Source organism: Polaromonas sp. P1_E1_2 (genome assembly GCF_056406035.1).
Genome location: NZ_JBFUAZ010000392.1, coordinates 1 through 4,069, shown reverse-complemented (window position 1 = coordinate 4,069; position 4,069 = coordinate 1). Strand labels below are relative to the sequence as shown.

General features: G+C 61.2%; 7 protein-coding genes. 1 reads left to right on the top strand and 6 read right to left on the bottom strand.

Translation table 11 applies throughout. The features are described from left to right. Window positions 1–569, bottom strand: a 569-nt coding sequence (locus AC1D1P_RS16405) for an ABC transporter ATP-binding protein (protein WP_477673701.1), incomplete at its 3' end; no start/stop codon positions are given. A 115-nt stretch (window positions 570–684) separates the two neighbouring features. Beyond that, window positions 685–1,476 (bottom strand): SDR family NAD(P)-dependent oxidoreductase, encoded by a 792-nt coding sequence (locus AC1D1P_RS16400; RefSeq protein WP_477673700.1) that lies wholly within the window; start codon window positions 1,474–1,476, stop codon window positions 685–687. Window positions 1,477–1,871: 395 nt separating this feature from the next. Between AC1D1P_RS16400 and AC1D1P_RS16395 the strand changes: the two genes are divergently transcribed. After that, window positions 1,872–2,213 carry a collagen-like protein gene (locus AC1D1P_RS16395; protein ID WP_477673699.1) on the top strand — a complete coding sequence of 114 codons (342 nt, stop codon included), beginning with the start codon at window positions 1,872–1,874 and terminating at the stop codon, window positions 2,211–2,213. 77 nt (window positions 2,214–2,290) lie between these two features. Here AC1D1P_RS16395 and AC1D1P_RS16390 read toward each other — a convergent pair whose 3' ends face one another. The 4 genes from AC1D1P_RS16390 to AC1D1P_RS16375 all read right to left on the bottom strand — a co-directional run. Beyond that, on the bottom strand, window positions 2,291–2,911 hold the full coding sequence (locus AC1D1P_RS16390) for a glutathione S-transferase family protein (RefSeq protein WP_477670493.1): 621 nt from the start codon (window positions 2,909–2,911) through the stop codon (window positions 2,291–2,293). A 24-nt stretch (window positions 2,912–2,935) separates the two neighbouring features. After that, window positions 2,936–3,283: a YciI family protein gene (locus tag AC1D1P_RS16385; protein WP_477673698.1), complete on the bottom strand. Its 348-nt coding sequence runs from the start codon at window positions 3,281–3,283 to the stop codon at window positions 2,936–2,938. 13 nt (window positions 3,284–3,296) lie between these two features. Beyond that, entirely contained in the window at window positions 3,297–3,728 is a 432-nt protein-coding gene (locus AC1D1P_RS16380) for a VOC family protein (protein ID WP_477673697.1), read from the bottom strand. Window positions 3,729–3,767: 39 nt separating this feature from the next. Beyond that, a partial coding sequence (locus tag AC1D1P_RS16375; RefSeq protein ID WP_477673696.1) for a VOC family protein occupies window positions 3,768–4,069 on the bottom strand: 302 nt, incomplete at its 5' end.

Genomic DNA, 4,069 nt, shown 5'->3' with positions numbered 1-4,069 from the left:
GTCAGGATGATGGTGACGCCGCTGTCGCGCAGCTCCCGCGCCATTTGCCACATGCCCTTGCGCAGCTCGACGTCGACGCCCGCGCTGGGCTCATCGAGGAACAGGATGGTGGGCTCGTGCGACAGCGCCTTGGCAATCAATACCCGGCGCTTCATGCCGCCGGAGAGCGCCATGATCTTGCTGTCCTTCTTGTCCCACAGCGAAAGGTCGCGCAGTACTTTCTCGATGTAGGCGGGGTTCGGCGGCTTGCCGAACAGGCCCCGGCTGAAGCTCACGGTGGACCACACGGTTTCAAACGCATCGGTCGAAAGCTCCTGGGGGACCAGCCCGATCCTGGCGCGAGCGGCGCGGTAGTCACGCACGACGTCGTGTCCATCGRCCGTCACGCTGCCCGAGCTGGGATTGACAATGCCGCAGACGATGCTGATCAAGGTGGTCTTGCCTGCGCCGTTGGGGCCGAGCAGGGCGAAAATCTCGCCGCGCTGGATATCCAGGTCCACCGACTTGAGYGCATGAAAGCCCGAAGCGTAGGTCTTGCTGAGTTTTTGGATGGAAATAATGGGTTGCACGCGGCATCCTGATGTGAAAGTGGCGCCGGAAGATTCTTCGGCGCCAGAAGAGACCCGAATCATTCTATAGAGCGCTCGTGAAAAAGCCGGGACTAGGGTTTTCAGGACGGTGCGCTCAGGCCGTCTGGTTTTTTCTCAGCGTCGGCAAGCCGACACCGGCAGACTCAAAGCCACCATCCACAGCCAGCACCTGGCCATTGACATAGCTGGCTGCCGGGCTGCACAAAAAGCCCAYGGCCGACGCGATTTCTTCCACGGTGCCGTAGCGCCCCAGCGGAATCACGTCGTGGTAGTCCGAGCGGATCGCCACGCTGTGAACCAGCTTGGCCATTTCCGTGTCCACCGGCCCGGGCGCGATCACGTTGGCCCGGATGCCGAGGGTGCCCAGCTCAACCGCCTGCTGCTTGGTCAGCTGGATGAGCGCGGCCTTGCTGGTGCCGTACGCCACGCGAAGCGTGCTTGCACGCAAGCCCGAGATCGACGCGATGTTGACAATGCTGCCACCGCCCGTACGCTTCATGATGGGCACGCAAGCCTGGCTGCACAAAAACGCGCCATCCAGGTTGACGCCCAAAACCCGGCGCCATTCTTCAAATGTTGTCTCACCGATAGGCTTGAATACCGCGATGCCGGCGTTATTGACCAGCGCATCGATACGGCCAAAGCGGGCGTCCACCTCCTCCATGGCCGATTGCACCTGCGCCGGGTCGGCCACGTCGCAATGCACCGCCAGTACGCGGCCTGCATCCTGAATGGCGCCAGCGGCTGGGAGCAGCGTGTCGCTGTCGATATCCAGAAGCGCCACACGGTACCCGTTGGCCAGAAACCATTTCCCGATGGCAAGGCCAATGCCGCGAGCACCCCCTGTCACGACGGCCACGGGGCTGGTTGAAGAAGTTGCGGTCATGGATGTCCTTGCCTTGTTGTCTGGTGTGAATGAAGAAAGGGCTTTGGCGGTGTGGGCGAAAGTTCAGGTTGAAGTTTGCACTATTGGACGTGTTTACGCGCGTTTGCGATGCTGCCGATTCGGGACACGCTGTCGTGGGCCCGTCCTACAGCATGCGCGCTCGCCAATGGGTACCTTGAGCACTCATCCTGTTGTCTGCATCAGAAATGATTCTTTCAAGATGGCCAGGCATGCGACAACCGCTTGCGGTTTTCGAATGTGTGACCTTCAGCAAAAGCGTTGTGGCTGGTATCGGTTTCATGCACATGATCCGTAAAAAAAACAGTTCACGGTCAAGGCAGGAACGAACTGTTGACGCACCTTGGTGCGAATTTTCCCAGAGGATCACTATGACAATGAAACACGCATTCCTTTTATCCACACTGGTCGCAACGTTGGGCCTTGTTGCTTGCGAGCGGACGGTTGTCGCGCCGCCTGCGGCAGTTGTCACCGTGCCCGGGCCTGCAGGTCCTGCGGGCGCCACGGGTGCCGCCGGCACTGACGGCGCCAAGGGGGCCACGGGCGCTGGCGTCGGTATTCCAGGCCCGACCGGCGCTACCGGTGCGACTGGAGCGACGGGCTCTACCGGTTATGAGGGCGCAACCGGTGCTACCGGCGCCACAGGCGACACCGGAAAGACCGGCAGGACCGGTGCCACGGGCGATACGGTCGTGATCGTTCCCGCGCCCGCACGATAAGGTTTTCGGCTGTACAGGCCGGCGAGCGCGTGAATGCTCGCCGGCCTTTTTTGTTTTCAGCGGCGGGGACAAGGCGTTTAACCGGCCCGCAATTCCGGAAAGGGCTCACGCCACGCCGGCAGCTGATTAAGCCGGTCGTGCCAGCGCCGGATTTCCGGGAAATTGTCCAGCGGCAAGCGTGCCTTTTCAGCGTATGGCAAGGTGATGGCCACCGCAAAGTCGGCTACCGTCAGTGCGTCACCGACGAGGTATTCGCGCCCCTTCAGGTGCGCTTCGAGCACGCTGGCGTAGCGCTCGAAGTCGGGTGTCACCCTCGCAATCTCGGCCGGGTCGGCCTCGCGCTGCAGGAAGCGCGGCTTGATGATGTGTTCGAAATAAAAAGTCCCGGCGGCTGGCGCGAACTCGGTGGCATCCCACATCAGCCAGCGCATCGCCTCGGTCTGGCGTTGGTCGCGTGGCCACAGGTCAGAACCGGCTTTCTCCGCCAGGTGGCACATGATGGCATTCGACTCCCACAAGGTCGTGGTGCCGTCCACCAGCACCGGCACCTTGGCATTGGGGTTCATTGCGCGGAACTGTGGCGTACGGTGTTCGCCTTTTTCGAGCGCGACGTAAATGAACTCCACCGGCAGCTTCAAGTGCCTGGCGACGGCGCAGGTTTTTCGCGGGTTCAGCGTGTCCGAGTAATAAAGCTTCATGCTGACTCACTTCATCGTTAATTTTCAGGCCGCCATGCGGGGAAGGTCGGACCACACCGGCCTGACCTCTATGGTTGCGGCCCTGGCCATGGGATGGCCGGCTGCAATGTCGATCGCCTCCTGCATGCCGGCGCATTCAATCAGCCCGTAGGCCGCCATTTTTTCTGCGCTATCGGTGAAAGGGCCGTTGGTTACCGCGCGCTTGCCGCCGCGCACCCGAACCGTCATGGCGTCGTCGGGGGGTCGCAGCGGGTTGCCGTGCTTGAGGATGCCGCGGCTCCCCATGTCCTTTACCCAGGCGCCTATGTCGGCCACCAGCGCCGGCGTGGGCGCGAAGGCCGCGTCGTGGCAAATGATCAGCAGGAATTGCATGGGCTTTTCCCTCTCAAGGCATAGGCAGCGGCTTGATGACCATCCACGACACGCCGAAACGGTCGGCCACCATGCCGAAAGACGAAGCGTAAAAGGTCTTCATCATCGGCATCTCTACCTTGCCGCCGTCGCTCAATGCCTTGAACAGGCGCTGTGCTTCGGCGTCGCTGGCCGCAGTCAACGAGAGCGAGAAGCCCTTGAATTCCGGCTTGCCGTTGCCCATGCCGTCAGAGGCCATCACTTCCGTTTCGCCGATCCTGAAGCTGGCGTGCATGATGTTCTCACCCGGGATGGCACCGCCGTCCGGCCCGCAGCCTTCGGTCATGGGTTCCGGGTTCTCCTTGAAGCGCATCATCATCTTCACTTCGGCGCCAAGCGCCTTGCGGTAAAACTCGATGGCCTCTTCGCAGCGGCCGTTAAAAAAGAGATAAGACTGGATCAGCATGATTGACTCCTTCGTGGGTTGATAAGGCTGGGGGATTTTTCAGGCACTCATTTGCGCAGCGTGGGCTTCAACGTTCATCCAGGCGAGTTCCCAGAGATGACCATCCAGGTCTTCGAAGCCGTGCTGGTACATGAAGCCGTGGTCTTGCGCCTTGTTGGGCGTGGTCGCGCCGGCGGCCACGGCCTTGCTGACCATCTCGTCAACTTCCTGGCGGCTGTTGCATGAGAGGCAGATCAGCACCTCGGTGCTTTTGCGTGCGTCGCTCACCGGCTTGGGCGTGAAGGTCTTGAAAAATTTCTCGACCAGCAGCATGACGAAGCTTTCCTCGCTCACGATCATGC